The sequence below is a fragment of the Paraburkholderia sp. SIMBA_027 genome (assembly GCF_046535315.1).
Taxonomy (GTDB): Bacteria; Pseudomonadota; Gammaproteobacteria; order Burkholderiales; family Burkholderiaceae; genus Paraburkholderia; species Paraburkholderia tropica.
In genome coordinates this window covers 1-248 of sequence record NZ_JAWRWY010001282.1, presented here as the reverse complement: position 1 = coordinate 248, position 248 = coordinate 1, and the positions used below count along the sequence as shown (strand labels likewise).

Below are 248 nucleotides of genomic sequence, written 5' to 3'. Positions count from 1 at the left end.
CTCGGCGTCTATTCCTCGTCGGAATGGGGTGAGCGCTGCTTCTGCAAGAACTGCGGCAGCACGCTGATGTGGCGTTCCAAGGACGGCAAGCATTTTGCCGTTTCGCTGCAGGCTTTCGATAACCCTTCCAGTTTCAAGTTCGCGTCGCAGATTTTCACGGATGAGAAGCCTTCGAGCTACTCTTTCGCCGAAGCCACGCAGAACATGACCGGCCCCGAATTCATCGCCATGATCACCTCGGCGGAGCA

Annotated in this window: 1 protein-coding gene; it reads left to right on the top strand. The window is 56.9% G+C overall.

Annotated features, from left to right (window positions below):
• The coding region (locus SB764_RS43275; RefSeq protein WP_410867205.1) for a GFA family protein at positions 1–248 on the top strand (248 nt) is incomplete at both ends.